Annotated in this window: 25 protein-coding genes; 19 read left to right on the forward strand and 6 right to left on the reverse strand. The window is 68.1% G+C overall.

Going from position 1 to position 26,101, the window contains the following annotated elements; translation table 11 throughout:
- The first annotated feature begins 244 nt into the window (after window positions 1-244).
- On the forward strand, window positions 245-1,039 hold the full coding sequence (locus NS3_RS09640) for a carbonic anhydrase (protein ID WP_067857031.1): 795 nt from the start codon (window positions 245-247) through the stop codon (window positions 1,037-1,039).
- 108 nt (window positions 1,040-1,147) lie between these two features.
- Here the strand turns inward: NS3_RS09640 and NS3_RS09645 are convergent, their stop codons facing one another.
- Both NS3_RS09645 and NS3_RS09650 read right to left on the reverse strand, forming a co-directional pair.
- Window positions 1,148-2,194, reverse strand: a complete 1,047-nt coding sequence (locus NS3_RS09645) for a phosphotransferase family protein (protein ID WP_067857034.1) — start codon at window positions 2,192-2,194, stop codon at window positions 1,148-1,150.
- Window positions 2,191-3,402, reverse strand: a complete 1,212-nt coding sequence (locus NS3_RS09650; protein ID WP_067857037.1) for an acyl-CoA dehydrogenase family protein — start codon at window positions 3,400-3,402, stop codon at window positions 2,191-2,193. Before NS3_RS09650 ends, NS3_RS09645 begins: the two co-directional genes overlap by 4 nt.
- A gap of 197 nt (window positions 3,403-3,599) precedes the next feature.
- Here NS3_RS09650 and NS3_RS09655 point away from each other — a divergent pair, with 197 nt between their 5' ends.
- From NS3_RS09655 to NS3_RS09680, 6 genes are all read left to right on the forward strand, one after another.
- Window positions 3,600-4,415 (forward strand): oxygenase MpaB family protein, encoded by an 816-nt coding sequence (locus NS3_RS09655; protein ID WP_067857558.1) that lies wholly within the window; start codon window positions 3,600-3,602, stop codon window positions 4,413-4,415.
- 282 nt (window positions 4,416-4,697) lie between these two features.
- Window positions 4,698-5,954, forward strand: a complete 1,257-nt coding sequence (locus NS3_RS09660) for an ABC transporter substrate-binding protein (protein ID WP_174550450.1) — start codon at window positions 4,698-4,700, stop codon at window positions 5,952-5,954.
- A gap of 89 nt (window positions 5,955-6,043) precedes the next feature.
- Entirely contained in the window at window positions 6,044-8,053 is a 2,010-nt protein-coding gene (locus NS3_RS09665; RefSeq protein WP_067857039.1) for an ABC transporter permease, read from the forward strand.
- A complete protein-coding gene (locus tag NS3_RS09670; protein ID WP_084495254.1) occupies window positions 8,046-8,885 on the forward strand; it encodes an ABC transporter ATP-binding protein in 840 nt (279 codons plus the stop codon). The genes NS3_RS09665 and NS3_RS09670 overlap by 8 nt, the downstream gene beginning before the upstream one ends.
- Complete coding sequence (locus NS3_RS09675) at window positions 8,882-9,652, forward strand: ABC transporter ATP-binding protein (RefSeq protein ID WP_067857040.1); 771 nt, start codon at window positions 8,882-8,884, stop codon at window positions 9,650-9,652. Before NS3_RS09670 ends, NS3_RS09675 begins: the two co-directional genes overlap by 4 nt.
- A gap of 83 nt (window positions 9,653-9,735) precedes the next feature.
- Window positions 9,736-10,410 carry a TetR/AcrR family transcriptional regulator gene (locus tag NS3_RS09680; protein ID WP_067857042.1) on the forward strand — a complete coding sequence of 225 codons (675 nt, stop codon included), beginning with the start codon at window positions 9,736-9,738 and terminating at the stop codon, window positions 10,408-10,410.
- A gap of 143 nt (window positions 10,411-10,553) precedes the next feature.
- Here NS3_RS09680 and NS3_RS09685 read toward each other — a convergent pair whose 3' ends face one another.
- Together NS3_RS09685 and NS3_RS09690 are read right to left on the reverse strand one after the other, a co-directional pair.
- Window positions 10,554-11,504, reverse strand: coding sequence for a DUF808 domain-containing protein (locus NS3_RS09685; RefSeq protein ID WP_067857563.1), 951 nt, complete (start codon window positions 11,502-11,504; stop codon window positions 10,554-10,556).
- Between the two features lie 224 nt (window positions 11,505-11,728).
- Window positions 11,729-11,935: a hypothetical protein gene (locus NS3_RS09690; RefSeq protein ID WP_067857045.1), complete on the reverse strand. Its 207-nt coding sequence runs from the start codon at window positions 11,933-11,935 to the stop codon at window positions 11,729-11,731.
- A 145-nt stretch (window positions 11,936-12,080) separates the two neighbouring features.
- Between NS3_RS09690 and NS3_RS29505 the strand changes: the two genes are divergently transcribed.
- The 9 genes from NS3_RS29505 (at window position 12,081) to NS3_RS09730 (ending at window position 19,332) form a co-directional block, all read left to right on the forward strand.
- Window positions 12,081-12,296, forward strand: a complete 216-nt coding sequence (locus NS3_RS29505) for a heavy-metal-associated domain-containing protein (RefSeq protein ID WP_169811624.1) — start codon at window positions 12,081-12,083, stop codon at window positions 12,294-12,296.
- Window positions 12,297-12,445: 149 nt separating this feature from the next.
- Complete coding sequence (locus NS3_RS09695; protein WP_067857048.1) at window positions 12,446-12,838, forward strand: Rv0313 family protein; 393 nt, start codon at window positions 12,446-12,448, stop codon at window positions 12,836-12,838.
- A 180-nt stretch (window positions 12,839-13,018) separates the two neighbouring features.
- Complete coding sequence (locus NS3_RS09700; protein ID WP_067857051.1) at window positions 13,019-14,158, forward strand: glutamate--cysteine ligase 2; 1,140 nt, start codon at window positions 13,019-13,021, stop codon at window positions 14,156-14,158.
- A 141-nt stretch (window positions 14,159-14,299) separates the two neighbouring features.
- Window positions 14,300-15,493: a 4Fe-4S dicluster domain-containing protein gene (locus tag NS3_RS09705; RefSeq protein ID WP_067857053.1), complete on the forward strand. Its 1,194-nt coding sequence runs from the start codon at window positions 14,300-14,302 to the stop codon at window positions 15,491-15,493.
- On the forward strand, window positions 15,480-15,995 hold the full coding sequence (locus tag NS3_RS09710; RefSeq protein ID WP_067857055.1) for a Crp/Fnr family transcriptional regulator: 516 nt from the start codon (window positions 15,480-15,482) through the stop codon (window positions 15,993-15,995). The genes NS3_RS09705 and NS3_RS09710 overlap by 14 nt, the downstream gene beginning before the upstream one ends.
- Window positions 15,996-16,006: 11 nt before the next feature.
- On the forward strand, window positions 16,007-16,816 hold the full coding sequence (locus NS3_RS09715; protein ID WP_067857566.1) for an FAD/NAD(P)-binding protein: 810 nt from the start codon (window positions 16,007-16,009) through the stop codon (window positions 16,814-16,816).
- On the forward strand, window positions 16,816-17,589 hold the full coding sequence (locus tag NS3_RS09720; protein WP_067857057.1) for an NADH-quinone oxidoreductase subunit B family protein: 774 nt from the start codon (window positions 16,816-16,818) through the stop codon (window positions 17,587-17,589). Before NS3_RS09715 ends, NS3_RS09720 begins: the two co-directional genes overlap by 1 nt.
- Window positions 17,573-18,865, forward strand: coding sequence for a Ni/Fe hydrogenase subunit alpha (locus NS3_RS09725; protein ID WP_067857060.1), 1,293 nt, complete (start codon window positions 17,573-17,575; stop codon window positions 18,863-18,865). Before NS3_RS09720 ends, NS3_RS09725 begins: the two co-directional genes overlap by 17 nt.
- Complete coding sequence (locus tag NS3_RS09730; RefSeq protein WP_067857062.1) at window positions 18,862-19,332, forward strand: hydrogenase maturation protease; 471 nt, start codon at window positions 18,862-18,864, stop codon at window positions 19,330-19,332. Before NS3_RS09725 ends, NS3_RS09730 begins: the two co-directional genes overlap by 4 nt.
- 69 nt (window positions 19,333-19,401) lie before the next feature.
- Here the strand turns inward: NS3_RS09730 and NS3_RS09735 are convergent, their stop codons facing one another.
- Window positions 19,402-20,025 (reverse strand): TetR/AcrR family transcriptional regulator, encoded by a 624-nt coding sequence (locus tag NS3_RS09735; RefSeq protein WP_067857063.1) that lies wholly within the window; start codon window positions 20,023-20,025, stop codon window positions 19,402-19,404.
- Between the two features lie 85 nt (window positions 20,026-20,110).
- Window positions 20,111-22,156 carry a CocE/NonD family hydrolase gene (locus tag NS3_RS09740; protein ID WP_067857065.1) on the reverse strand — a complete coding sequence of 682 codons (2,046 nt, stop codon included), beginning with the start codon at window positions 22,154-22,156 and terminating at the stop codon, window positions 20,111-20,113.
- 154 nt (window positions 22,157-22,310) lie between these two features.
- On the opposite strand from NS3_RS09740, the gene NS3_RS09745 reads away from it, so the two are divergent.
- The 3 genes from NS3_RS09745 (at window position 22,311) to NS3_RS09755 (ending at window position 26,098) form a co-directional block, all read left to right on the forward strand.
- Window positions 22,311-23,423: an MBL fold metallo-hydrolase gene (locus NS3_RS09745; RefSeq protein ID WP_245649541.1), complete on the forward strand. Its 1,113-nt coding sequence runs from the start codon at window positions 22,311-22,313 to the stop codon at window positions 23,421-23,423.
- 132 nt (window positions 23,424-23,555) lie between these two features.
- Window positions 23,556-24,482: an ABC transporter ATP-binding protein gene (locus NS3_RS09750; RefSeq protein ID WP_067857068.1), complete on the forward strand. Its 927-nt coding sequence runs from the start codon at window positions 23,556-23,558 to the stop codon at window positions 24,480-24,482.
- Window positions 24,479-26,098, forward strand: a complete 1,620-nt coding sequence (locus tag NS3_RS09755) for an efflux permease Rv1217c-related protein (protein WP_067857071.1) — start codon at window positions 24,479-24,481, stop codon at window positions 26,096-26,098. Before NS3_RS09750 ends, NS3_RS09755 begins: the two co-directional genes overlap by 4 nt.
- Window positions 26,099-26,101: the final 3 nt, after the last annotated feature.

The raw sequence follows: 26,101 nt of genomic DNA on the forward strand, positions 1-26,101 counted from the left end.
CCCCCGAACGTCGCGCCACCGATTCCTGTGATGTAGATCGCTGTCGGCGTCTCCTGACAACGCCGGACCCGGCGGCGTAGGCTCACCACAGCTCAGATAACGAACTACATTGCCACACAGCGCTATTCACGTACTTCACGCATTCCGTGGATAGAACTGTCGCACGCCTTGGGTGGTGCACACCGCAACAATCACGTGCGCGAGAGCTGCCGGCAATTCGAGTCACCCCGCAAGGAGTTCTCCGGTGCCGACCCCTCCGTCCTCCCGCGCGGTGATCGGCCGCCGCGGACTGCTCACCGCGGCGGCGCTGCTCGCCCTGTCCGGCTGCGGGTCATCGGACAACCGATCCGACGCCGCGAACCCACCGCACTGGGACTACGACGCGGAGGGCCCCGACCACTGGGCCGAGATCGACGGCCGCTACGCCGTGTGCGGACGCGGCACCGAACAGTCTCCGATCGACCTCGCCGATCACACCCCGGTCGACACGACCGAGCACGTCGACATCACCTACGGTCCCGTCCCCGCGCTCGAACTCGTCAATACCGGACACACCGTGCAGGCGAACCTGCCTGCGGGCAGCGGGCATCGAATCGCCATCGGCGGGCGCGAGTTCGCCCTGTCCCAGTTCCATTTCCATGCGCCGAGCGAACACACCGTCGACGGCGTCGGCGCGGATATGGAACTGCACATGGTCCACGGTGACGCCACGGGCGGGCTCGCCGTTCTCGCCGTGCTGCTGGTCGTGGGGCAGCGCTCGCCGTTCACCTCGGTACTGGCCGATCTGCCGCTCACGGGCGACAAACGCACCCTCGACACGGTGGATCTGCGCACCTTTCTGCCCGGTGATCTCACTCAGTTCCGGTACACGGGCTCACTCACCACTCCCCCGTGCACCGAAGGCGTCGCTTGGACGGTGCTGCGCGACCCGGTCACGGTCGGCGCCGACGAAGTCGACCGGTTTCGAGCGCTTTTTCCGCACAACAACCGCCCCGCCCAGCCACGGAACGGACGCCCGGTCGCCCTGGCGGGTGGCTGAGCGGTCACCGCCGCTGCGTCACGGCCGAGGCATCCGGCTCACGGCCTGAACCGCCCCCGCTACGAGCTAGAGCGGCCCGAGTCCTGACGTCGCGCAGGCTCCCGCGCGTCAGTGCGCTGCTTTCCCGGTGAGGATCTCACGTGCCATGTCGGCCAGCTGCGACGGGCGCTGAGCGAGGTCGTCGATGTCGGCCTCCTGGTCGCCCATGGCTCCCGCGCGGAACCGTGCCGCGATCCCCTCGGCGATCGCGGCGAGCTTCCACAGCGCGAACGCGTGGTGGTAGACCAGATCATCGAGATCTCGGCCGGTGTGGTCGGCGTAGCGGGTGAGCACGGTGTCGGCGTCGAGGAATCCGTCGGCCGGATCGGGCGCCCAGCCGAACGCCTCGGCCGAAGTCCAGGCGGCGGCCAGCCATCCGACGTCGGCCATGACGTCGCCGACGGTCCACAGCTCCCAGTCGAGGACGGCTCGCACCTGCCCGTCGGCATCGATCAGCAGGTTGCCCGGACGGAAGTCGCCGTGCACCAGGCCTGTCCAGCGCTCGGCGGGAACTCGCCGGGAGAGGAGTTCGTGGACTTCCCACACCGGTCCGGTGGTGATGCCGCCGGCGGTGAGCTGGCGGTTCCATCGCTTCAATTGCCGCTCGAGGTAGCTGCCCGGTCTACGCAGGGCGGCCAGGGCTCCGCCGGTCGTGTCGACGGCGTGAATCGCGACGAGGGTGTCCACGATCCGCTCGGACGCCGGGGCTCGATTCGGACGCGCGACCATCGCCACGGTCTCCGCGCTGTCGAGGACGTGGCCGTCGACGTGGGTCATGACGTAGAAGTCGGCGCCGGTCACCGTGTGGTCGGTGCAGCAGCCGACGACCGGCGGCACCGGCACCGCGCTGTCGGCGAGGATATCGAGGATCCGCCATTCCCGTACGACATCGTGTGCCGACGCGAGCAGGTGCCCTGTCGGCGGGCGGCGCAGCACCCAGCGGCTGCCCGCCGCGTCCCGCACCCGGTACGTCAGGTTGGATCGTCCGCCGGTGACCAGATCGAATCGCAACGGCGGCAACACATCCGGAATGTTCTCGGTGAACCAACGGGTCAGAGCCCGCTCGTCGATACCGGCAGGCCCTACCGGCGACCGGTCGTCCGAACCGGTCTTCATCGCTTCAATTCCGCGCGCGCGATCGAGCGCAGGTGGACCTCGTCGGGTCCGTCGGCGATGCGCAGGGTGCGCGCCCCCGCCCAGAGCATCGGCAGCGGCGTGTCCGGCCCCACCCCGGCCCCACCGTGCACCTGGATCGCGGTGTCGAGTATCGCGCACACCGCGCGCGGCACGGCGACCTTGATCGCCGCGATCTTCGTGCGAGCGGCCCGGGCACCGTGGTTGTCGATCAGCCACGCGGTCTCGAGCACCAGCAGCCGTGCCTGCTCCACGGAGATCCGGGATTCGGCCAGCCACTGCTGAACCACGCCTCGGCTCGACAGCGGCGCGCCGAACGCGACTCGCTCCTTGGCGCGGGTGCGCATCAACGCGATCGCCCGTTCGGCCATCCCGATCGCGCGCATGCAGTGATGGATGCGCCCGGGCCCGAGCCTGGCCTGCGCCATCGCGAAGCCCGCGCCTTCCTCGCCGAGCAGATTGCTCACCGGCACGCGGACGTCCCGGAACACGATCTCGCCGTGGCCCTGCCGCTCCGCGTAGCCGAAGACAGTCAGATCGCGCACCACTTCCACGCCGGGGGTGCCGATGGGAACCAGCACGAACGACTGCCTGCGGCTCGGCGCCGCTTCCGGGTTCGTCACGCCCATCACGATCAGCACTTCGCAGCGCGGGTCCAGTGCTCCGGTGGTCCACCACTTGCGTCCGTTGATCACATAGTGCTCGCCGTCGCGGACGATCGACGTGGCGATATTGGTGGCGTCGCTGCTGGCCACGTCTGGCTCCGTCATCGCGAAGGCGCTGCGGATCTGTCCGGCCAGCAACGGGTTCAGCCACCGTGTGCGCTGGTCGGGGGTGGCGAACAGGTGCAGCAGCTCCATATTGCCGGTGTCGGGGGCGCTGCAGTTGAGCGCCTCGGGCAGCAGGTCCGGATACCACCCGCTGCGTTCGGCCAGCGGCGCGTAGTCGAGCAACGACAACCCGTGGGCGGGTTCGGTGGAGGCGGGCAGGAACAGATTCCACAGCCCTCGCTCGCGCGCGGCTTCCTTGAGCTCTTCCACGATCGGCGGCACACCGTGCGGATCGCCCTGTTCGGCGAGTGCGCGCCGCTGCTCGAGATAGACCGGTTCGGCGGGGCCGACGCGCTCGTCGACGAAGCGGTTCAGGAGGTCGAGATAGTGCTGAGCCTGGTCGGACGGTGCGAAGTCCATGGCAACCCCTCATCGCGGGTAGTGGTGTGCGACATGAATCGAACTCGATTTCCCATTCGTATCAGACCGCGGCGTGCGAGGAGGATCGCCCGGCGCGCGGAGGGGCCCAGCCCTTGCGCAAGCTACTGAGAGAAGTAGACTGACAATCTCTCATCAACTCAGGAGGAGCTGTGGCGCAGCAAGGGGCAGCCGAACCGATCGGCGCGACTCCCCGTCGGGAGTTCTTGGCCGGCCCGGGCGCCCTGCTGGGCGGGCCCGCGAACGTGATCATGCAGCTGAGCAATGCCGCTGTGGGGCGCGGGGTGGTGGAGAGCACCGTGGAAAGCGGGCGGTTCGACCGGCACCCGCGGAAACGCGGCCGCACCACGCTGACCTACCTGGCGGTGGCCATGTGGGGAACCGACGACGAACGTGAGGCCTACCGCGAGGCGACCAACCGCTCGCACCGGCACGTTCGGTCGGGCCCCGACAGCCCGGTGAAGTACAACGCTTTCGATCCGAAGCTGCAATTGTGGGTCGCCGCTTGCATTTACCGCGGGACCGTCGATTCGCTGACTTATCTCTACGGTCCCCTCGAGCCCGCTCTCGCCGACGAGTTGTACCGCGAGTCCGCCAGATTCGGCACGACGTTGCAGATGCCCCCGCAGTTGTGGCCTGCCGGCCGGGCCGCGTTCGCCGACTACTGGGAGTCGGCGGTGTCGGAGATCTCGATCGACAGCGAAGTCAAGGCCTACCTACTCGATCAGGTGGTCGACCTCGGCCCCTACAGCCGAGCGCAACAGTTGGCCTTCCGGCGGATCAACCGCTTCTTCACCGCCGGTTTCCTGCCGCAGCGCTTTCGCGACCAACTGGGGCTCGACTGGGGGCCGCGCAGGCAGCGCGCTTTCGAAGCGGTCATGCGCGCTATCGGCACGGTGGTGCGAGCCGGACCCGAGCGGTGGCGTCGCTACCCGCTGGACAAACACCTGGCGGATATGCGGAGGCGGCGCGCGCTGGGCAAGCCGCTGGTCTGAACCCGATACTGCGATTCCTTCTCCGAGGCTCGCGCTGTCCTCCCCGGCTGCCTCGGGGTCGGAAGTGCTGACGTCTTCCAAGTGGCAGGAATACGGCGGAAAACAGCCGTAGAAATTTAGCTTGACACCCGTGTAAGGCTGGGGCTAGCTTCAAGTGGCCTTGATCACAACCAAGATCAGGCCGCCGGAATCGCTCGAGCTGTGATGCGGCGTCGAATAGGTAGATCGACGTGGGGTCCGGTGTTCACGCCCGGACTCGACCGGCCTGGAAAGGCATTCGGAATGGGTATCAGAACCGGTCGAATCGCCGCTGCGGCATTGGCTGCGGCTTGCGTGCTTTCCGTTGTTTCGTGTAGTGACGACAGCAGTTCCGAGGGCGGGGAATCGTCCATCGCGCCGGGGGTCGTGGCGAGCGGCGAACCGATCAAGGTGGGGTTGTTCAATCCGTCGAAGGGCCCGGCTACTCAGGCGGGTGTGACCACGGGCAAGAACGCCGCGATCGAGTACATCAACAACCAGATCGGCGGCATCGGCGGCCGCCCGATCGACGTCGTCGACTGCGGGATCGACAACACCTCACCGGAATCGACCATTTCCTGCGCCAACCAGTTCGTGCAGGCAGGGGTGGTCGCGGCCATCGACGGCTACAATGCCGAATCCTCGGCCGCCATGCCGATTCTGACCTCGGCGGGAATCCCGCTGATCGGCCAGATCCCGTTCAACACCGCCACCGGCGCGGTCACCGAGAACCGGGTGTTCTTCGGCCCGCCGCCCGCGGCTTTCCTGGTCGGATTCCTGCAGTCGCTCAAGCAGGCCGGTAAGAATTCGCTGACCCTGGTCAATTCCGACCTGCCCCAGGCCCATCAGGTGTTCGACCAGCTTCTCGCCCCGTTGGGGCAGCAGCTCGGCATCGACGTCAAGAGTGCCTACTACCCGCCGGCCTCCCCGAACTTCACCGCGCTGGCCTCCACCATCGCCGACGGCAATCCCGCCGCGGGTGGTCTGATGACCTCGCCCAACGACAACACCTGCAACAAGCTCGCCCAGGCATTGAAGTCGGTGAAGTACACGGGCACGATCTTCCTCGCCGCCTGCACCGAATTCGTCGACGTGCTCGGTCCGCAAGCCGTCGGTTCGCAGGCCTATTCGTCGGTGTGGCTGCCGTCCGCGGTCGACGCCGCTCCCGAGCCCGCGAAATCCAATCTGACGATCGCCGAGCAATTCATCGACAATGCCGGCGGGACCGCGGGCTTCTACGCCTACGGAACCTTCGCGACCTTCGTCGATTTCGCGCAGTCACTCACCGCGAACCCGCCTGCCGAATTCACCGGACCCGCGATCCTGGCCACGCTCAAAGGACTCACCGACTACCAGAGTTTCCTCGGTCCGAAGCTGAGCTGCGGTAAGGCGACCAGCCCGAACTGCACCACGGACATGTTGCTGTTCGAGGTCACCGCGGACAAGAAACAGGCGCCGGTGACCGGTGGTTTCATCACGCCGAGCCCCGAAGTCCTGAAACTCATCCCGGGCGCGGCGTAGCCGACTCGAGTCACCGTGGGGGCGGGCCGTTCGGACTCGAGCGGCCCGCCCTTCACGACCTCGGTCCATTTCAGAGAAATCGGGATCACATGGCCCAGTTCTTGCAGTTCGTCTTCCTAGGTCTGTCGACCGGCGCGGTATACGCGGTTTTGGCCTCCTCGCTGGTCGGCGTGCACGCCGCGACGGGAATCATCAATTTCGCACAGGGCGCTTTCGCGCTGTGGGCGGTCTATGTCGTGGCCGCGCTGCGCACCGACGGCACCTTCGTCCTGCCCATCGGCAGTGTCTCCTTCGGCAGTGCGGACCTGCCGACACCGATGGTGGCGGCCGCGGCGCTCGGTGTCGCCTCGGCGGCGGCTTGGGCGCTGCTCGCGCATCTGCTGGTGTTCCGGCCGTTGCGTCACGCGCCGGTGCTGGCCCAAGTGGTGGCCTCGGTCGGGCTCATGCTCTTCATCCAGGCCCTGGTCGGGTTGCGGTTCGACACCGAAAACCTCTTCGCCGCACCGATTCTGCCGGAGAGCACCGTCACCGTTGCGGGTGCGATGGTCAATGTCTCGGATCTGATCCTGGCAGGCGTCGCGATCGCGGTCGCGCTCGGACTGCGCGCCTACTTCACCCTCACCACCGCCGGGATCGCGACCCGCGCGGGGTCCGAGGACGAACTCGCCGCACGGCTGACCGGCTACTCCCCCGACCGTCTCGCCGCGATCGTGTGGGTGATGACCGGCGCCGCCAGCGGGCTCATCGGCGTCCTCGCCGCCTACACCATCGGCCTCAACGAGACGAGCTACACCTTCTACGTGATCCCCGCGCTGGCCGCGGCACTGGTCGGGCGACTCGCTTCGTTCGGAGTGGCCTGCGCCGCCGGGCTGGTGCTCGGATCGTTCCAGGCGGTCATCCTGTGGGCCGACACCAAGGACTTCTGGCCGAACTGGGCCCAGGCCGGGCTCGGCGACGCGGTGCCCTTCGTGATCGTGATCATCGCGTTGTTCCTGCTCGGCGGCCGGATTCCGGCGCGCGGCTCGCTCGGATCGGTGAAGATGCCCGCCGTCACGATCCCCCGGGTCCGGGTGGTGCCGACGGTGGCGGGCGTCGCGATCGCTGTCGCGGCCATCGTCGCGACCACGGGCACCTGGCGGTTCGGCGTCGTCACCTCGATCATCCTGTCGCTGATCGCGCTGTCGCTGGTGCTGCTCACCGGCTACCTCGGTCAGATCTCCCTGGCCAGTATGGCTTTCGCGGGCACCGCCGGATTCGCGCTGTCGAAGCTGGCCGACAACTGGCACGTGCCGTTCCCGCTCGGCATGATCGCGGCGGCGTTGGTCGCCACCGCGCTCGGCATCATGGTCGGCGTGCCCGCGCTGCGCATCCGCGGCGCGCAACTGGCGGTGGTGACCTTGGCGGCCGCCCTGGCCATCCAGAGTTTCGTGTTCAACAATCCGTCGCTGACCCCGGCGCAGGGCAATCTCATCGCAGACCCCACTCTCTTCGGGGTAGACCTCGGCGTCCGCGAAGGCACCGACCTGGTCACCCTGCGTTTCGCGCTGATGGTGCTGGTGGTGGTCGCGATCTGCACGCTCGCGGTGATGCGGATCATGGGTGGCGCCACCGGGCGGGCGATGCTGGCGGTGCGTTCCAACGAGCGGGCCGCGGCGTCGGTCGGCATCGACGTCGCGGCGACGAAACTGCTCGGCTTCGCCCTCTCGGCCTTCCTCGCCGGCATCGGCGGCTGCCTCATCGGCTACAGCCGCGGGCAGCTCTCCGCGGGGTCGTTCACGGTGATGATCGGCCTGACGGTGCTGGCGATGACCTACGTCGGCGGCATCACCTCCGTCTCGGGCGCGTTCATCGCGGGCACCGCGGGCCCGCTCGGCGTCGGCTACGTATTCCTCAACCAGACACTCGAACTCGGCGAGTACTACGAGCTCATCGCCGCGGGCGTGCTGCTGCTGATGGCCGTGCTCAACCCGGTCGGCGTGGCAGGCGCGATGACCGAGGCGAAACACCACCTGAAGGCGGCGCTGGCCCGCCGCTCAGGCCGAAAGCCCATCGCCGAACCGGTGCCGGGCGCGAAGGAGAAGGCAGCGGCGCATGTCTGAGCCCACGACCCTGTTGCGGACCGAGCGGCTGTCGGTGCACTACGGAGGCGTCCGCGCGAACTCCGACATCGACATCACCGTCGGCGCCGGTGAGATCGTCGGCCTGATCGGGCCGAACGGCGCGGGCAAGACCACCTTCGTCGACGCGGTCACCGGCTTCACCGCTTCGACCGGGCAAGTCACCCTCGAAGGCCGCGCGCTCGACCGGCTCGGACCGCATCGCCGCCGCCGCGCCGGACTGGCCAGAACGTGGCAGGCCGGAGAACTGTTCGGCGACCTGACGGTGGAGCAGAACCTCGCCGTCGCCCTGCAACCCACCGGTGTGCGCTCGCTGCTGACCGATATCCTCGGACGGTCGAGGCCACCGCGCGAGACCATCGACGCCGCATTGGAGCTGGCGGGCGTGCCCGGTGTCGGCGACCGCCGCCCCGGCGAACTCACGCTCGGCCAGCAGAAACTCGTCGGCGTCGCCCGCGCCCTCGTCGGCGGCTCCCGCGTGGTGCTGCTCGACGAACCCGCCGCGGGGCTCGACACCCACGAAAGTGTCGAGTTCGGGCAGCATCTGCGCCGGGTCGCGGCCTCGGGCATCGGCGTACTGCTCATCGACCACGACATGCAACTGGTGCTCGACATCTGTGCCCGCCTGTATGTCCTGGATTTCGGCGTCGTCATCGCCGGCGGCGAACCGGCTCTGATCCGGGAGGATGCCCGCGTGATCGCCGCCTACCTCGGCACAGCCACACACAGCACCGCCACACACAGCACCGCCGCCCACGGCGATGACGCGCAACCACTGGCGACGGCCGCCCGACCGGCAGGAGACAACGAGTGAGCACCACCGCCGAGACCCGCCCGGCACCGTCGCAGGCGGCGCCCGCCCTGGGCATCGACGGTCTTACCGTCGGCTACGGCGGCGTACCCGCCGTGCGCGATCTGCACGCTCGAGTCCGGCCGGGCGAGATCCTGGCACTGCTGGGCCCGAACGGCGCGGGAAAAACCACCACCCTGCTGGCGTCCGTCGGTGCGCTGCCGATCATTTCCGGCACCGTCACCGCTCTCGGCGAACCCCTGGACCGGCGGGTGGAACGCAACGCGCGCCGCGGCGTGATCCTGGTGCCCGACAGCCGCGGGGTGTTCCACCGTCTCTCGGTCGAGGACAACTTGCGCCTGGCCCGCCGCAAGAACAGCCCCACCATGGACGATGTGCTCGACTACTTCCCGAAGCTGCGCACACTGCGCGCCCGCCGCTGCGGCACGCTCTCCGGCGGCGAACAACAGATGCTCGCCCTGGCGAAAGCTCTGTTGTGCGCGCCGAAGATCCTGCTGATCGACGAACTCAGCCTCGGCCTGTCCCCCATCGCGGTGGAGGAGCTGCTACCTCGGTTGCGCGAGATCGCCGACGACCAGCACATGGCCGTGGTGCTGGTCGAACAGCACATCGAACTGGCACTGTCGATCGCCGATTCGGCAATGGTTCTCCACCACGGTCGGGCCGCGCTGACCGGTTCCGCGGCCGAGCTGCGGCAGCGCCGGGACAAGGTGGAGGCGGCGTACTTCGGTAACCTCGAGGGCACCGCGGGAGGTCCGTCCGAGAACTGACACTCGAGATCCCACCTTCGAGGCCACCCATGGGTGGCACCACGCCGAGGCTGGACCATGCCGACGCAACGAAGGGGAGGAACATGACCGGAACCGGGCAGCGGGATCGGCGCAAGGCCGCGTCCACGCGCAGAAGTACACGCAACCGCCCGACCGATAACCAACTGCTCGACGCGGCATGTGCGGTGATGGCGGAGATGGGCGTCGACCGCGCCACCATGGACATCATCGCCCGCCGGGCCGACACCTCACGAGTGACGCTCTACGCCCATTTCGGCTCCCGCGACGCGCTCGTCCACGCCGTGATCGAACGCGAACTCGACAAACTCACGACCTGGATGTTCGAGATCTACGATCAGGGCGAGACGATGCACTACGGGCAGCGCGCCCGGTACTCGATCGAGTCGTTGTTCGACTACGCGCGCCGCCACCCCCGCGGATTCCGCGTCCTGCTCGACAACCGCTACGCCGACACCCATCCCGGACGACGGCTGTCGGCTGCCCTCGAACCCCGCATCGCCGAAGAACTGCGCGCCAACTACGCCGAACGCGGAACTCCCATCGGCAGCGGCGCCGACACTCTCGCCACCATGCTGCTGGGCATCAGCCTCGATGTCGCCTACCGGGCGGTCATCGTCGACGGCTCGGACATCGACGCGGCGTGCGATCTCGCCGTCACCGCCTCGCTGGCGGTCCTACGCGCGGTCGCCCCCGACCAGTTGCGCGCCCTCGACAGCACCCACACGCGGAATCTGTGAAACCCGTTGTCCGGGAGTCGGTGAACCGCGCCATCCCCGGCCCATACGCGAGCCGCAGTGCGTTCACGGGGTGGTAGACCGCCTGCCAGGCCGCGCAATTCGAGAGTGGGAGGCGGCCCGCAACGAGTTCGGCGCGCGAACTCTCAGTGCACCGACGCGCTGTCCTTCTTCCTCGGAATCCAGTGCATGATCAGGACGACGACCGCGCCGAGGGCGAGACCGACCAGTGCGGAGGCCACCGTCCCCGACGTCCACGACAGCAGGCCGCCGACGCCACCGTGCGCCAGGTCGCCGAACCAGTGCTCGAGATCGTGCAGGCGGTCGACCGGCCAATGGAACCCGGCCTCGCCGACATTGATGATCAAGATGTGGCCGCCCACCCACAGCATCGCGGCGATTCCCACCGTGGTGAGCACCGACATCACCTTGGGCATGGCCGCCACGAGTCCACGACCGACGCGCCTGCTGATCGATGCCTGACGCCGAGCCAGCGACAGGCCCACGTCGTCCATCTTCACGATCAGGGCGACGACGCCGTAGACCAGCGCGGTGATCAGGAGGGCGACGACGATCAGCACTCCCAGACGGGTGAGGAAGGGCTCGTCCTCGACCGAGGACAGGGAGATCACCATGATCTCCGCCGAGAGGATCAGATCGGTGCGGATCGCGCCGGAGATCATGGACTTCTCGAATTCGGGACCGGCCTGTGCGGCGGGGACTTCCTCGTCGTGATGGCCGCCTGCCAGCGCTTCGTAGACCTTCTCGGCGCCTTCGTAGCAGAGGAACAGGCCACCGGCGATGAGCAGGTACGGCAACGCCTGAGGGAGGAACTGACTCAGGATCATCGCGACGGGCAGGATGATCAGCAGCTTGTTGCGGATCGAACCGACCGCGATCTTGCGGATGATCGGCAGTTCCCGATCCGGGGTGAAGCCATGGACGTAGCGGGGGGTGACAGCGGTGTCGTCGACCACCACACCCGCTGCCTTGACGCTGGCCTTGCCCGCTGCCGCGCCGATGTCGTCGATCGACGCCGCGGCTGCTTTCGCGAGTACCGCGACGTCGTCCAACAGGGCGACGAGACCACCAGCCACCAGAACCTCCAACAATCCGAATGTGCGGGAGCCGCCCCAGCGTGTGGGGTCGGCACCCGAACGGTACCGAATCGTCGGCGTGCTGCGGCGGTACCCGTCCTGGTCGACCGGGACGAGGGTCGCGGCCTGAACAACTCGTCGGCCTACGCCGGCCTGGCGCCGACGCTACCCGGGCGTCGCGCACACGACGTCGGGGTGCGTCGGAGGTGTGTCAGGAAGGTGTGTCAGGGAAGGCGCGTCAGCTGCCGGGCAAAGCCGAACAGACGGCTGCCGAGCTTGATGACGGGAAGACCGAGCGGAATCAGGAGAATCGTCGCGCACAACACCCCGCCGAGGATCCACACAACGGCCGCGAGCAATCCGACTACCGCTCCGAGCACAGCCGTCACAATTCCCACCACGAAATTGAGCAAACCCTGTATCGCTCGCATGACAACCCTTTCCGTCTGCCATTATGCGCTCTTTCCATCCGATGCGCCTCAGCATCGACGCGGCAACCGAAGTACTGTGGGACATACGGGGTCATCGCCTGTCCCCCGGATCGGAATCGCCCAATTCGCAGACGACAGGAGAGTCATGTCCGAATTCAAGTACTCGGTGGATGGTCTGCACTGTCAGGGTTGCGCAGGGACGGTCGAGAAAGCGATATCGGCTCTCCCTGATGTCGGTCACGTGACCATCGACCTCGATATCAAGGGCCTGTCCACGGTGACGATCGACGCCGGTCACGATCCCGGGGCCGGCGAGATCCAGCGTGCGCTGCACGACGCGGGCAACTTCACCCTGGTGTGAGCTGACCGGTCCCCTCCCGGCACGCACTTTCCAATGATCGCCCGTCATAACGCCCGGCGGGCGGTTCGGTCGTGATGCGGCGTGGCAGAGTTCGCACTTTGCGAGGACACTGAGGGCACATATCCAATCCGTCCCCAGGAGTACACGCGATGGCAACCAACGGGCCTTTCGGCATCGATCCGGAGGATTTCGAACGCGCATTGCGTGAGGCGGGAACCGAGTTGCGCGACCTGATCGGAAAAGCCGGTGGCTACCTGGATCGGGTGGACAACGCGAGCGTGGGTTCGCTGGCCTCGCTGCTCGGGCAGTTCGTCCAGCCGGAACGGCCACGTCCGCCGAAACCCGAGGGCGAGACCGCCGGTGAGACCGGCAGCGGGGTATGGGCGATCTACAGTATCGACGACACCGGTGAGGCCAGGGTCGACCAGGTCTTTCCGAGTGAGCTGGAAGCCTTGCGCGCGCATCGCGACAACACCGATGCCCGCCGCCGAGTGCGTTTCCTGCCGTACGGGGTTCCGGCGAGCGTGTTGGACGCGCCCTGAGGGCGGTAACTCGCACCCGAGGCCGTGGCGGGCGAAATGCTCGCCACCCCATGAGCGCCGTAGTCCCGCCCGGATCTGGGCGTGCATGAGACGGACGCGGATCGTGCACCCCGAGGCGAGACCGGTCATTTCGATCCGAACCGGCGCGGTGGACCGGCGCGGGGCGGGTAACCAGCGGGCATGGACATGCCGACCGTCGGAGTCGAAGAAGAGTTCCTGCTCGTCGATCCGAACACCGGCGCTCCCGTCGCGGGAAACGAGGCGGTGGCGCGGACCGCGCGGGAGAGGGGGTTGGACCTGCAGTTGGAGCTCACCCGATGTCAGGTGGAGACCAGCACCGACGTGCATTCGAGCATCGTCGACCTGCTCGGGCAGTTGCGCGCGCGGCGATGGCTGGTCTCGCAGTGCGCGGAGGCGAACAATGCTCGATTGCTGGCGGTGGCGGTGCCCCCGACCGTGCCCGAGGACTTCCCGGTGACCGACACCCCGCGCTATCAGTCCATCGCCGAGAACTTCGGCATGATCGCGCACGAACAGGGCCTGTGCGGCTGCCATGTCCATGTCTCGGTACCGGACCGGGAGACGGCGGTGCGGGTGAGCGACCACCTGCGCCCCTGGCTGCCGACCTTCCTGGCACTGACCGCCAACTCCGCGATCTACCGCGCAGCCGACACCGGATACTCCAGCTGGCGCAGCATCCTGTGGCGGCGCTGGCCCAGCGCGGGCCCGCCGCCGCGATACGGCTCAGCCGACGCCTACGACGCCATGGTGCGGATGATGCTCAGCAGCGGCATCGCCCTCGACGAGAAGATGGTCTATTGGGACGTGCGGCCCTCCATCACCTATCCGACGGTGGAGGTCCGGGTCAGTGATGTGCCCGCCATGGTCGAGGAGACCGCGCTGCTCGCGGCGCTGGTGCGGGCGCTCGTGCACACCGCCCGCCGCGCTCTCGCCGACGGCCGGACAGCGCCGGACGTACCGGCGGAGGTACTGCGCGCGGCGTACTGGAAGGCAGCGCGCAGCGGGATGGACGGCGACGCGGTCGCACCGGCGGACGGCCGGGTGCTGCCCGCACGTGACCTGCTCGGCGAACTGCTCGACACGGTCGACCCGGCGCTCACCGAACTGGGCGACCGGGAGTTCGTCGCCGAGGCGCTGGATTCGCTGCTGCCCCGCGGCAACGGAGCAGCGCGGCAGCGGCGGGTCTTCGAACCCGAGCACGATGTGGCGGCCGTGATCACCGAACTCGCGGCGGCCACCACCGACAGTTGCGCTCCCCCGCCGGAATCCGTCGGTGCCGCGGGCGAAGGAACGCGCTGACGACCGGCTATGGAATTCGCCGACGTGCTGGACAGCGGCTCTCGGACTCCGGTCTGAGGACTTTCGCCCCTGCCGGTGCTCCCGGCGGGCTCGCCAGACTGGTGGCGGATCGATAGCTCCCTCCGACGAACCGAGGACAGCATGATTCCTGGCGACAGCGAGATCATCGACCGCACCGGCTTGAACCGGCTGGTGGAGGTGCTCGCTGAGCTGGGATACCGGGTCATCGGGCCGCAACTCCGGGACGGGGCGATCGTCTTGGACGAGCTGGCCTCGGGTGCGCAACTGCCCGACGGATGGGGCGTGGAGGCCGAACCCGGCCGGTATCGGGTGCGCCGTCGTGACGACCGAGCGGTCTTCGCGCATTCGGCCGGGCCGGGTTCCTGGAAGACCTTCCTGCACCCGCCGCGCCGTAAGATCGCCGGCCTCACCGCCGACCTGGTCGACGAGCACGCGGCCGGTCCGGCCTACGAGCGAACAGCCGATCCGGCCTACGAGCGAACAACCGATCCGGCCGACGAGGCGCCGAAACCCTATGCGTTCCTGGGAGTGCGCGGATGCGATCTCACCGCGATCTCGGTCCTCGGCCGGGTACTCGACGGGGCGGCTCTCCCGGCCGCTCCCCCCGCCCGCCGCCGCGGCCTGTTCGTCGTCGCGGTGAACTGCACCGAGCCCGGCGGCGTGTGCTTCTGCGCGTCCATGGGCACCGGGCCGTCGGTGTCACCGGGCTACGACCTCGCCCTGACCGAGCAGGTGGACGAGGACGGGCACCGGTTCGTCGTCGATGTGGGCAGCGACGACGGCGCCCGCGTTCTCACCGAGGTCGCGCCGCGGGCCCCGGCGACTGCCGCGCAAGTCGACGCGGCACGCACGCAGGTCTCGGCGGCCGCGGACCGCATGGGCCGCGCCATGCCCGAGATCGACCTGCGCGCGCTGCTGCGCGATTCCCGCGAGTCACCCCACTGGCAGGAGGTGGCGAGCCGCTGCCTGACCTGCGGCAACTGCACGATGGTGTGTCCGACCTGCTTCTGCACCTCGGTCACCGACGTCACCGACGTGACCGGCGAGCACGCCGAACGCTGGGAACACTGGGCGTCGTGTTTCGAACTGGACTTCTCCTACCTGCACGGCGGCAGCGTGCGGCAGTCGGGCGAAAGCCGGTATCGGCAATGGATCACCCACAAGCTGAGCACCTGGTACGACCAGTTCGGCACCTCGGGGTGCGTGGGATGCGGGCGGTGCATCGCGTGGTGCCCGGCCGCGATCGATCTGACCGAGGAAGTCGCCAGCCTCGCGGCACTGTCCGGCGAAGTCACCGACGATGCCCTCCGTTGACGAGCTGGCCGCCTTCCCCCGGCTGGCGTCGCTGAGCCGGGCGAACCTGGCGGTACTCGCCGCGATCGGGAGAGAGGTGTCCTTCCCGGCCGGGCAGCGAGTTCTCGTGGAGGGACAACCGGCCGACAGGTGCTGGCTGATCCGCACCGGACGGATACTGCTGGACGCGCGGGTGCCCGGCCGGGGCGATGTGGTGATCCAATCCCTCGGTAGCGGCGACCTGCTGGGCTGGTCCTGGCTGGTGCCGCCGCAACAGTGGCATTTCGGCGCGCGGGCGGCCGAACGTGTCGAGGCCGTCGAATTCGACGCCGCCCGGCTGCTCGACGCCGCGCGCACGGACCCCGAATTCGGATTCGCCCTGACCTCGATGCTCTTCGCGGCGCTGCTGGATCGGCTGCAGGCCACGCGTGCCCGGCTGCTCGATCTCTACCGCAATCCCGGCGAGGACGACTTCTCCCCCGAGCACAGCCACCGAACCGGCCGGGAAGGAACCCGATCGTGAGCGCCGAGACCATGCTCAGGTACCGGGTCACCGGCCGCGCGCCGCAGACAGCCGACACCACCACACTGGTGCTCGAGCCCCTCGAGCGCGCCGCGCCGCGATTCCGAGCCGGCCAGTTCATGATGCTCTACAGCTTCGGGGTGGGCGAAGTCGCGATCTCGATCAGCGGAAACCCCGCCGTCGATGGCACGATTCTGGAACACACCATTCGCGCTGTCGGTGCGGTGAGCCGTGCCCTGGCCGATACGCCGATCGGCGGTGTGATCGGTGTGCGCGGCCCCTTCGGCATCGGGTGGGATGTGGAATCGGCGACGGGTCGCGATCTGGTGATCATCGGCGGCGGAGTCGGCCTTGCTCCGTTGCGCTCGGTGGTGCTCGCTGTGCTCGCGGCCCGCGACGCCTATCGCCGCGTCATCGTGCTCACCGGCGCCAGGACCCCGGCCGACATCCTCTTCCGGCGCGACCAGGACCGTTGGGAATTCGCCGAACACATCGAATTGCACCGCACCGTCGACCATCCCACCTCGGACTGGACCGGGTCGGTGGGGTTCGTCACCGACCCGATCGACCAGCTGGAACTGGATCCGGGCAACAGCACGGCGTTCCTGTGCGGGCCGGAGCCGATGATGCGCTTCTGCGCACAGGCGTTGCTGCGCCGGGGAGTCGCCGCGACCGACATCCGGGTCTCCGTGGAGCGTAACATGCAGTGCGGTATCGGTCGTTGTGGTCACTGCCAGCTCGGCCCTCTGCTGCTCTGCCGAGACGGCCCGGTCGTCGACTACGGCGTGGCCGGTCCCCTGCTGGCCGCACGGGAGCTGTGATGTCCACCCCGACACTGGCGGTGTGGAAGTTCACCTCCTGCGACGGCTGCCAGCTGACTCTCCTCGACTGTGAGGACGAGTTGCTGGCCCTGGCCGGCCGGATCCGGATCGCCCATTTTCTGGAGGCCTCCAGTGCGGTGGAGCCCGGACCCTACGACGTGTCGCTGGTGGAAGGCTCGGTCACCACACCGAAGGAGCGGCATCGGATCGTGGAGATCCGCAGGCAGTCCCGGCGACTGGTCGCGATCGGGGCGTGCGCCACGCACGGGGGGATACAGGCATTGCGCAACTTCGCCGACATCACCGAATTCACTTCCGTGGTCTACGCCGACCCGCAATACATCTCCACGCTCGCCACCTCCACCGCAATCTCCGAGCACGTCCCGGTGGACTTCGAGCTGCGCGGCTGCCCGATCGACCGTCGTCAGCTGCTGGACACCCTGACCGCCCTGCTCGCCGGTCGCGAGCCCGACATCCCGAACACCAGCGTGTGCACCGAATGCAAACGACGCGGAACCACCTGCATCATGGTCGCCGACGGAATTCCCTGTCTCGGCCCCGTCACCCAGGCCGGATGCGGCGCCCTGTGCCCGGCCTACCACCGCGGCTGCTACGGCTGCTTCGGGCCGATGGCGAAGCCGAACGTGCGCGCCCTGCTGCCCATTCTGCGCGTCAACGGCATGACGCCGGGCGAGATCGACCGGGTATTCACCACTTTCGCGGCTGCCGAGCCGGACTTCGCGGAAAGGGACCACGATGAGCCACCGGAGTAGGCAGCTGAAGGTCAGCTCGCTGGCGCGAGTGGAAGGCGAAGGCGCCCTTCGGATCACCGTCGACGGCACGACGGTCGAGCGCGCCGAACTGAACATCTACGAGCCGCCGCGCTTCTTCGAGGCCTTCCTGCGAGGTCGCGCCTACACCGAGCCACCGGACATCACCTCACGCATCTGCGGCATCTGCCCGGTGGCGTACCAGGTCAGCGCTTGCAACGCCATCGAGCAGGCGTGCGGGATCACACTGGATCCACCGCTGGCCGACCTGCGCAGGCTGCTGTACTGCGGCGAGTGGATATCGAGCCATTCACTGCACATCCATCTGCTGCACATCCCGGACTTCTACGGCTATCCCGACGCGATCGCTCTCGCCGCGCGGCATCGCGACCTCGTCGAGCAGGGCCTGGCGGTGAAGAAGGCGGGCAACAGCCTGATGGAACTCCTCGGCGGCCGGGCGATCCATCCCATCAACGTGCGGGTCGGCGGGTTCTATGCCGTTCCGGCGCGCGCCGAGCTGACCTCGCTCGCCGAACAGTTACGCCGCGCGCTCGACGACGCGATCGATACCGCACGCCGAGTCGCCGGCTTCGAATTCCCCGACGTGGAACTCGATCACCCGATGCTCGCCGCCGCCGAACCGCACCGATACGCCATCGAATCCGGGGACGTGCGCACCAGCACCGGACTCCGGTTCCCGGCAACGGAATTCCCGGCACATGTGGTCGAACGGCAGGTGCCGCATTCCACCGCGCTGCACGCGCTGCTCGACGGTGCGCCCTACCTCACCGGCCCGTTGGCCCGCTACACGCTGAACTCCCGGCAGCTCTCACCACTGGCCCGACAGATCGCCGCCGACATCGGTCTCGGTGACGAGTGCCGGAACCCGTTCCGCAGCATCCTGGTTCGCGCTGTCGAAGTCGTCTACGCCCTCGACGAGGCCCTGCGATTGATCGCGGGCTACGTCGTCCCGCCGCGTCCGGCGGTGCCCGCACCGCCGCGCGCCGGGGTCGGCCACGGCGTCAGTGAAGCGCCGCGGGGTCTGCTCTACCACCGTTACGGGATCGGCCCCGACGGCATCGTCGGCTCCGCGACGATCATTCCGCCGACATCGCAGAACCAGGCCGTGATCGAAGACGACTTGCGCAGGGCCGTCGCGGCCGGCCTGGACCTCGACGACGCCGCGCTCACCGCCCTGTGCGAACGCACGATCCGCAACTACGACCCCTGCATCTCCTGCTCGGCGCACTTCCTCGAGCTACAGATGACGCGCCGATGATCCGGCAACGCGCCGCCGTCGTCGCCGTGGGCAACGAGTACCGCAGCGACGACGGCATCGGCCCGAACGTGGCGCGCGAGATAGCCGAACTCGATCTGCCCGGTGTCGTGGTGTCGGTGTGCGACGGTGAACCCGCCGGTCTGCTGGACGCCTGGACCGACGCCGATCTCGCCGTCGTCATCGACGCGGTGCTGTGCGAGCCCTCCACGCCGGGCCGGATCTGGCGCACCACCGTCGACGCGCTGCCCGAGGGCACCTATCCCACGAGCTCGCACGCACTGGGCATCCCGGACGCGCTGCTGCTGGGACGCGCCCTCGACCGTGTGCCGCGCGAACTCGTCGTCCTCGCCGTCGAAGCGGCATCCCTGGACCTGGGCGTCGGGCTGTCCGCCCCGGTCGCCGCCGCTGTCCCGCAGGCGGTTCGGATGGTGCTCACCGAATTGCGTCGCCTCGACCGACCGGCATGAGCGAATCGGCGATGTCGGACCCTGTGAGGCCCGCGCCGACCACGATGACATCGGGTGCGAATGTACCGGTCAGGAACGGATCTCCCTGGTGTGGTGCTCGACGAGCAGGACGAACAAGTCGGCCCGACGGGCTCGCGCGGCGTCGGTGTCGGAGTCGATGAGGCATTGCACGCTCGTGCCGTCGTGCACGGCGACCAATGCGGGACCGAACCGCGCGGCGTCGATGACTTCGCGCCCCAATTGAGCGACAAGCTGCTCGAGCAGGGGCATCAGCGTCGCGAGGATGGCCTCCTCGCGCGCGGCGACCACCCGCTTGAGCGCCGGGTTGCGCAGGGAATGGGCGGTGAATTCGGCCGTGAGGCGGTACCACTTGTCGTCGACGGGAATCGTCTCGAGCACCTGTTCGACGATGTCGCGGATCGAATCGACCCGCGAGTGCACGCGACCGGCCAGCAGTGCTTCGACGTCGGCGAGCATCTGCGCCGAGCGCTGTTCCCACACCGCCAGGAACAGCTCGTCCAACGCCGCGAAGTTGGAGTAGAAGGCCCCCTTGGTGAACCCGGCTCGTTCGCACACCTGATCCACCGTGCTGCTGCCGAAGCCGCGCTCGGCGAAGACCTCGAGCGCGGCGTCGATCAGTCGCCGACGGGTCTCTCGGCGGCGGCGACTGATCGGTGGGGTCATCTCGGCCATGGGAATACTCTAGGTATTCGGTACTTTCGAATATCACATGGTTCCCCGCTCCCACCGGCGGGCTACCGGCCGCTGCGGGCCCGTGTCACCAGCGTGGATTTCCGCCGACCGGAATGTTGACGTAGCTCGGCGCCTGCGGGTCGAGCTGGAGGTGTTGAGGCGCGAGCTCGCTGTCGACCAGAGTCGGCCCGGACGGAACAGCACGGGGGAAGTTGCTCGCGAACACGTCGATGCGCAACCGGTGCCCCGGCTTCAGAATCGCATCGGTGGCACGCATGCTGATGTCGAGCGCGGTCGGCTGACCGGGCACGACCGGGAGGCGGTCTTCGATCGCGAGCGTCGGGTACGGGTCGGTGTAATCGCCGTTGGCGGATCGGGTCGACTTGCCTTCATCGATCATGCGTATCGAGGAGACGAGCTGACCTGAGGTGATCGCCGTCGACGTGCCGTCAGGGGCGACATCGTTCACCGTGGCGGTCCAGAATCCGTCGGTCGTGTCGTGAACCGTGTTCAGATGCAGCGCGATCGGACCCGAGATCGTCGTCGGCGCATCGACCGGCGGACTGGTGAAAGTCAGCGCGCTGGTTTCGGCCACCCTGCTGTCTTTGGCACAGATATCGAACACCGAGGTGATGCCGGCAGTGATCTGCGCCGAGTCCCGCGAGCACACCGTGGCAAGCCCCGGGGTGACGGTGAGTCGCCTGCTCTCCGTGGGCGGCTCGGCGGTCAAGCTGCCGTCGTGGGCGACGGGGAAGCTGGTCGTACCGCTCGGCGCTGCGGAAAGGTAGAGGCGCCGATGGACGGCATCGGGTCGAGGGAAGGTGTCGACACTGGTCCAGCCTCCGCCTTGCTGGAACAAGGTGATGGGGTCGTATCGGTCGATACCGTTGTCGATGCCCTTGAGCCACCTGTCGAACCACGCGCGTTGCAGGACATCGAGGCGGGGTGGTGTACCGGGCTCGCCGTGACGTCCGAGCGGAGTGATGTGGTAGCCGTTGCCCATCATCAACTTCTTCTTGTCCGAGGACAGCGGAATCTGCTCGAACGCCTTGATCTCGGAGTAGGCGAACAGATCGAACCAGCTGCCCACCATGAAGGTCGGCACCTCGACGTTGTCGACGCCGCTGCCCAGCCAGGCTTTGTGTCTGTCGCTGCTCGACTGCCAGACGTTCTGCGTGGACGCAGGCATCAATTCCCATGTGGCACTGAAGAAGTAGCCGATCAGGGCATCCGCCATGGTGAAGGGGCTGCTCACGCGATCCTCGAGCCATTTCCAGTCGAACGACCCGGTCAGCATCGATACGATGTCGGGCAACGCCTTCGTCGTATTGACGAAGGTGATCCAGGGGACGAGGAAGCCCACGCCGAACCCGCCACCGGTGTTGATGATGTCATGGGACAGATCATTGCCCGCGTCGACCGGGAAGATCGCTTTCAGCGCCTTCGCCCCTTTCTGGGCGGCGTGCAGCTGGTTGATCGCACAGTACGACGCGCCGGTCATGCCGACATCGCCGGTCGACCACGGCTGACTTCCCGCCCAGTCGACGATCTCGGCGGCATCGAGTTGCTCACGTTCGCCGAGCACATCCCACACCCCCTGGGAGAACCCTGTACCCCGCGCGTCCACCACCGCGACCGAGTAGCCGCTCTGGATCAGCTTGCGGTCGACGCCGGCGAAGATGCGCCCGACACCTGCGGGGATGTTCTGGGCCATATCCGACAGCCCGCCCATCCCGACCGCCGAGAAGTCGGCCAGCTTCAGCAACCGGTTGAGAGCGTCGTAGAGGGCCGGCGTCGCGATCGCGGAGTCGATCAGCATCTGAAACAGCTTGGTGTAAGGCGTGATGTTGACGATCGTGGGCGTCTTCTCGGCGATCGGCCCACGCGCATCCGCAGGGTGGTAGACGTTCGCCTTCAACACGGTGCCGTCACTCATGGTGAGCGGTACATCCCACTCGATGTGCACATCGGGGTACTTCGGTGGTGCTTCGTAGTCGGACAGCCAGCGGGCGCCGTCGGCGCCGCCGTCCGGGGCCGCGGCGGCCGGCATCCATGTCGGCGCGACGACCATCGTCGCAAACAGCGTGACGATCGATACCGCCAACGACCGACGCCGAAGGGTCCTCTTCATTCATCTCCCCGATCGGGTATCGCACATTCGTCAGCGAATGCGACCTCGGCCACCATACCCAACGGATACGATTTGGTATCCAAATGGGGGCAGGATCAACGGCGAACTGCCCCGAGGGCCGGTGCCCGTTTCCGATAGCTGTCAGGATGCTTCCGTGTCAGAGTTCTCGCACAGTCCGTGCCCCCTCACCCGGCGCCCCCTCACCCGGCGCACACTTCTCGGCGCCGCGATCGGCGCCGGTCTCGTCGCAACAGCGGGGAGGTCCGTCGCAGATCCGGACGAGCGCATGATCGCCGCGCGCACCCGCTTCTTCGGCGCGGCCAACGTCGACCCGGTGACCGGCGCGGTGCGCAGCGATCGGGCGATCCTGTCCTGGTTCGGATGCACGAGTTTCGCCGCGGCGCTGGGTGGGACCGTTGTCCTGCTCGATGCCTGGGTTCCCCGGGGCGCCCACAGTGGATACGTCCCGACCACCGTGGCACAGGTAGGCGAGCTGCGCCCCGAAGCGATCTTCATCGGGCACGGGCACTTCGACCACGCAGCTGACGCGGGCGCTCTGGCACAGGCCTCCGGCGCGGTGCTGTTCGGCACGGCCGAGCACTGTTCCCAGGCGCAGCGCCAGGTCGAGGCGTCGACCTTGCGCACTGTGACCTTCGGTGACGCGCGGTCGGCACTCGGCGAGACCTATCGCCATACGGTCGGATCGGTCGAGGTGACGGCCGTCCGGCATGTGCACTCGGGACCGAAACCCCCGGACCGCAGCGCCGACGGTTCCGCGCCGTTCTTCCCTGTGCCGGACATTCGTGACTCGATCGCGAACCCGCCGCAGCTGTGTGATCTCATCGCACTCGGGTCCGCGCTGTCCGACCAGGAAGGCGGCAGCCTGCTCTATCAATTCCGGGTGGGTGGATTCACCCTCACCTGGAACGACTCCGCCGGACCACTCGCGGAAGCCGGACCGCAGGTGTATGACGTGCTGAGGGCGCTGCCCGCCAGCGATGTGCACCTCGGTGCCATCCAGGGTTTCAACCAGCCGCTCAACGGTCTGCGCGACATCCGCCAGTACATCGAGGCGATCAGGCCCGCGGTGTTCGTGCCCAGCCATCACGACAACTGGCTTCCGGGCTTCACCGCGCGTGGTGACACCTATCAGGCCACATTGCACGGCGAACTGGAACGCATCCCCGCCGAGCGGCGCCCGACATTGCGTTTCCTCTCCGATCCCGGTGACTACATCCGACCGGATGCCCTGACGTTCACTCTCTGAGCGACAGGCCCGGCTTCAGGTCGGGGGCGACGAAACGTGGTGGCGTGGAGCCCGGCCGGAGTAGCCTTCTGTCCAGGTGCGCCGGGAAGTCTGGTCGGCAATGCGTATTCGTCGACTTGGAAAGGCTTTCCGATGTCAGTCACTGCGGCGTTGTCCGCGCGCGCCATCGATTCCGGCGCGCCTGTCTCGCTCGAGGGTTTGAGCAAGCGGTTCGGTCGTACCGTCGCCGTCGACGACCTCACGTTGAGCGTCGATCGCGGCGAGGTGTTCGGCTTCCTCGGCCCCAACGGTGCGGGCAAATCGACCACCATCCGGTTGCTTCTGGGGTTGATCCGGCCCACGTCGGGTGTGGCGAGGGTGTTCGGGGAGAAAGCGGCGGATGTCCGCGCCGCGCATCGGCACTTGGCCTATGTGCCTGCCGATGTGGCGCTGTGGCCGTCGTTGACCGGTGCGGAGATCCTCGAGTTGCTGGCCCGGGTGGGCCCCGGTGTCGATGAGGCTTATCGTGCCGAGCTGGTGGAGCGGTTCGCGCTGGATCCGGACAAGCCGGGCCGGACCTATTCCACCGGCAACCGGCAGAAGGTCGCGTTGGTCGCCGCCTTCGCCACTCGCGCCCCGCTGCTGGTATTGGACGAGCCGACCAGTGGTCTGGATCCGCTGATGGAACAGCAGTTCCGTCGGTGTGTCACCGAGGCGCGGGAACGCGGGCAGACGGTCTTCTTGAGCTCGCATCAGCTCGGCGAGGTGGAGGCGCTGTGTGATCGGGTCGCGATCCTGCGCAACGGCAGGCTCGTCGAGATCGCGACGATGGCCGATCTGCGTCGACTGCATCGCACGGTTGTGGAGGTTTCCTACGAGGGCCAGGCGCCGACAGTGGACGGCGTGGACGGCGTGATGGCCGTGGAATCGGCCGATGAGGGCCGGTTGCGCTTCACGCTGTCCGGGCCCCCCGCGCCGGCGCTGCGAGCCCTCGCCGCGGCGCAGGTGACAGCGTTGTCGCTACGAGAGCCCACCCTGGAGGAGATCTTCCTCGACTACTACGGCGAGGCCGCCCGATGACCGCCCTCGCCACCGGCACGGTCGGCGCCGCCGAACCCGGGCGGGCACTGGCCGGGCTCGCCTTCCGCCAGATCCGCCGCGGGGCCGCGGTGGTCGCTGTCGCCGCCACCGGTATCTCGACCCTGGTCGCCGCGCAGTATCAGACGACCTTCGCGGATACGCTCGACTCCGGGGCGCTGCGCGCTCTCGCGGAGAACCCGGCGGTGCGCATACTGTTCGGCGCTCCGCTCGCCCTCGACGATCCCGGCGGGTTCACCGTGTGGCGCACCGGCACCCCGGTGCTGGTGCTCTGCGGCGTGTGGGCACTGCTGGCCGCTACTCGGCTCACCCGCGGGCAGGAGGATGCCGGGTACTGGGATCTGCTGCTCGGCGGGCGGACACGCATACTGGATCTGGTCTCGCGTGCCGCGGCGATGATGACCTCGGCCGCCGTGCTCATCGCCACGGGAGTGGGTGCCGGCCTGGTCGTGGCAGGCACCGACCCGACCGGGGCACTGCTGCACACCCTGTGTGTGTTCGCCACGACCATGGCATTCGCCGGTGTGGGATTGCTCGCCGCGCAGGTGTTTCCGTCTCGGGCGGCGGCCGCCGGACTCGCCGCAGCCGCTCTCGGGGTGTCGTTGTTGCTGCGGATGCTCGCCGACGGTGTGACAGCGCTCGCCTGGACTTCCTGGCTCACCCCCTTCGGGCTTTCCGCCCGCACCGCCCCCTATGCGGACAACCGGATCGAGCCTGTGCTCGTGCTGGCCGTCCTGGCCGCCGCTCCGACCGCCGCCGCGCTACTGCTCGCCCGTCGCCGCGACCTCGGCGGCGCCCTGATCATGCTGCCCGAAGCACGGCCGGCCCGCACCCGGCTGCTGGGCTCGCTGCACGGTTTCGCCGCCCGGCGCGCACTCGCGCCGACGATGGGCTGGGCGGCGGGAATCGGCGCCTACTTCCTGCTGCTGGGCGCGCTGATCGCCTCGATCCTGGAGTTCTTCGACAAGAATCCGCGTTTCGCCGAACTCGCGGGGACAGCCGGGTTCGCCGGTCTCGGTACGGTTTCCGGGTTCGCGGCCGCGATGTTCGCCCTGCTGGCCATCCCTGTCGGGCTCTACGCGGCCATCCGGATCTCGGCCGTGGCCGCCGACGAGAGAGCGCGACGCTGGAACCTTCTGCACTCCCTGCCGCTGTCGCGATACCGGTGGGCCGGAACGGAGACAGCTGTCACGGCAGCGGGGGTCGCGATCCTGCTGGCCGTCGCGGCGGTGTCGATGTGGTTCGGTGCGGTGATCACCGGCGCGCCGCTGGGGTTCGGCCAGGCGCTGGCGGGCGCGTTCAACGTCGCCCCCGTCGTCCTGCTCGGCCTCGGCGCCGCGGTGGCGGCATTGGGCTGGTATCCCACCGCTGTCGGCGCCATCGGCGCTGTGCCCGTGGCAGGCGGATTCATGCTGGACGTCATCGTGCAGAGCATCCACGCGCCGGCTTGGCTGTCGGAGATTTCTCCGTTCGCCCACCTGGCCGCGGTGCCCGACACCGCGCCGGACTGGGTCGCGAGTGGTGTGCTCACGGCCCTCGCCGCCGCCATGATCGCGATCGGCTTGTTCGGGTGCGCGCGCCGGGATCTCGACGGCTGACCG

The sequence above is a fragment of the Nocardia shimofusensis NBRC 100134 genome, from assembly GCF_001613125.1.
GTDB lineage: Bacteria > Actinomycetota > Actinomycetes > Mycobacteriales > Mycobacteriaceae > Nocardia > Nocardia shimofusensis.

Excerpts from the sequence above, each read along its gene's own strand:
- NS3_RS09670 (WP_084495254.1), top strand. The coding sequence starts at position 8,046 with ATGTCTGAGCCCACGACCCTGTTGCGGACCGAGCGGCTGTCGGTGCAC.
- NS3_RS29505 (WP_169811624.1), top strand. The coding sequence starts at position 12,081 with ATGTCCGAATTCAAGTACTCGGTGGATGGTCTGCACTGTCAGGGTTGC.
- NS3_RS09730 (WP_067857062.1), top strand. The coding sequence starts at position 18,862 with ATGATCCGGCAACGCGCCGCCGTCGTCGCCGTGGGCAACGAGTACCGC.
- NS3_RS09705 (WP_067857053.1), top strand. The coding sequence starts at position 14,300 with ATGATTCCTGGCGACAGCGAGATCATCGACCGCACCGGCTTGAACCGG.
- NS3_RS09645 (WP_067857034.1), bottom strand. The coding sequence starts at position 2,194 with ATGAAGACCGGTTCGGACGACCGGTCGCCGGTAGGGCCTGCCGGTATC.
- NS3_RS09715 (WP_067857566.1), top strand. The coding sequence starts at position 16,007 with ATGCTCAGGTACCGGGTCACCGGCCGCGCGCCGCAGACAGCCGACACC.
- NS3_RS09700 (WP_067857051.1), top strand. The coding sequence starts at position 13,019 with ATGGACATGCCGACCGTCGGAGTCGAAGAAGAGTTCCTGCTCGTCGAT.
- NS3_RS09710 (WP_067857055.1), top strand. The coding sequence starts at position 15,480 with ATGCCCTCCGTTGACGAGCTGGCCGCCTTCCCCCGGCTGGCGTCGCTG.
- NS3_RS09650 (WP_067857037.1), bottom strand. The coding sequence starts at position 3,402 with ATGGACTTCGCACCGTCCGACCAGGCTCAGCACTATCTCGACCTCCTG.
- NS3_RS09660 (WP_174550450.1), top strand. The coding sequence starts at position 4,698 with ATGGGTATCAGAACCGGTCGAATCGCCGCTGCGGCATTGGCTGCGGCT.
- NS3_RS09680 (WP_067857042.1), top strand. The coding sequence starts at position 9,736 with ATGACCGGAACCGGGCAGCGGGATCGGCGCAAGGCCGCGTCCACGCGC.
- NS3_RS09695 (WP_067857048.1), top strand. The coding sequence starts at position 12,446 with ATGGCAACCAACGGGCCTTTCGGCATCGATCCGGAGGATTTCGAACGC.
- NS3_RS09735 (WP_067857063.1), bottom strand. The coding sequence starts at position 20,025 with ATGGCCGAGATGACCCCACCGATCAGTCGCCGCCGCCGAGAGACCCGT.
- NS3_RS09750 (WP_067857068.1), top strand. The coding sequence starts at position 23,556 with ATGTCAGTCACTGCGGCGTTGTCCGCGCGCGCCATCGATTCCGGCGCG.
- NS3_RS09690 (WP_067857045.1), bottom strand. The coding sequence starts at position 11,935 with ATGCGAGCGATACAGGGTTTGCTCAATTTCGTGGTGGGAATTGTGACG.
- NS3_RS09665 (WP_067857039.1), top strand. The coding sequence starts at position 6,044 with ATGGCCCAGTTCTTGCAGTTCGTCTTCCTAGGTCTGTCGACCGGCGCG.
- NS3_RS09720 (WP_067857057.1), top strand. The coding sequence starts at position 16,816 with ATGTCCACCCCGACACTGGCGGTGTGGAAGTTCACCTCCTGCGACGGC.
- NS3_RS09740 (WP_067857065.1), bottom strand. The coding sequence starts at position 22,156 with ATGAAGAGGACCCTTCGGCGTCGGTCGTTGGCGGTATCGATCGTCACG.
- NS3_RS09725 (WP_067857060.1), top strand. The coding sequence starts at position 17,573 with ATGAGCCACCGGAGTAGGCAGCTGAAGGTCAGCTCGCTGGCGCGAGTG.
- NS3_RS09755 (WP_067857071.1), top strand. The coding sequence starts at position 24,479 with ATGACCGCCCTCGCCACCGGCACGGTCGGCGCCGCCGAACCCGGGCGG.